This is a genomic window from Achromobacter sp. JD-1, assembly GCF_038594925.1.
GTDB classification, from domain to species: Bacteria; Pseudomonadota; Gammaproteobacteria; order Burkholderiales; family Burkholderiaceae_B; genus Achromobacter; species Achromobacter spanius_C.
Window position 1 is genome coordinate 1 of sequence record NZ_JBCGCS010000084.1, and the last position, 1149, is coordinate 1149.

1 protein-coding gene is annotated in these 1149 nt (G+C 58.0%); it reads left to right on the forward strand.

The window, feature by feature from the left end:
• The first annotated feature begins 17 nt into the window (after window positions 1-17).
• A protein-coding gene (locus WBR68_RS31330; protein ID WP_370641308.1) for an IS3 family transposase occupies window positions 18-1135 on the forward strand; the annotation gives its coding sequence in 2 pieces (ribosomal slippage) (window positions 18-267 and window positions 267-1135; 1119 coding nt in all).
• Window positions 1136-1149 lie beyond the last annotated feature (14 nt).

Here is a 1149-nt window from a genome sequence, read left to right on the forward strand (position 1 = left end):
CTGAGTTGGAGATTCCCTTGAAGAAAAGCAGATTTACCGAGAGCCAGATCGTTGCTGTTCTGAAGGAAGGCGAAGCCGGCATGCCGGTCGCCGAGCTGTGCCGCAAACACGGCATCAGCAACGCCACGTATTACCTTTGGAAGAGCAAGTTCTCCGGCGTTCAAGTTTCCGAGTTGCAGAGGCTGCGCGAACTGGAAGCTGAAAACGCCAAGCTCAAACGCATGTTTGCCGACTTGGCGCTGGAGAATGCAGCGATCAAGGATGTCTTGAATCGAAAATCCTGACGCCGTCGGCCAGGCGCGAAGTGGTGGGACAGCTGGTGCAAGCCAAGCTCTCAATCACGCGCGCTTGTCAGATTGCCGGCCTATCGCGGGCGGCGTACTACAAGAAGCCAATGCCGGCATCTGAGCGGGATTCCCAAGTCATTGATGCTCTCAATGCCATTGTGACCCGGCATGGGCGTTGGGGATTCTGGAAGTGTTTCACCCGGCTGCGCCTCGACGGTCGCGGCTGGAACAAAAAGCGCGTTCATCGGGTGTACTGCGACATGGGTCTGAATTTGCCTCGGCGCCGCAAAAAGCGGCTTCCCGACCGACCGCGACAGCCGCTGGATCTGGCCACAGAGCCTAATCGTTGTTGGGCGCTCGACTTCATGCATGACGCTCTCTACTGCGGCCGGCGGTTTCGCACTCTGAACGTGATCGACGAGGCGAACCGGGAGTGCTTGGCCATCGAGGTAGGCGTGTCCATCCCGTCTGCACGCCTCATTCGGGTATTGAGCCGTTTGATCGACTGCTATGGGCCGCCTGACGCAATACGCCTGGATAACGGTCCGGAGATGATCTCAGAGGCGTTCACCCAATGGGCTAGCGCAAAGGGCATCGCGATCCGCTATATCCAGCCGGGCAAGCCAAATCAGAACGCTTTCATTGAGCGCTTCAATCGAACTTATCGAACCGAGGTGCTCGACGCGCACCTGTTCGCCAACCTTGAGCAGGTCCAGGCGATTACCGATCAATGGCTGGTCGATTACAACCAGTACCGCCCGCATGAATCGCTGGGTGGCCTCCCGCCGGTGCAATTCATGCCCCGGCTAACCCTTGCTCCGATCGTCTATCAACCGATGTCTACTTGACAGGGGTGCTTACG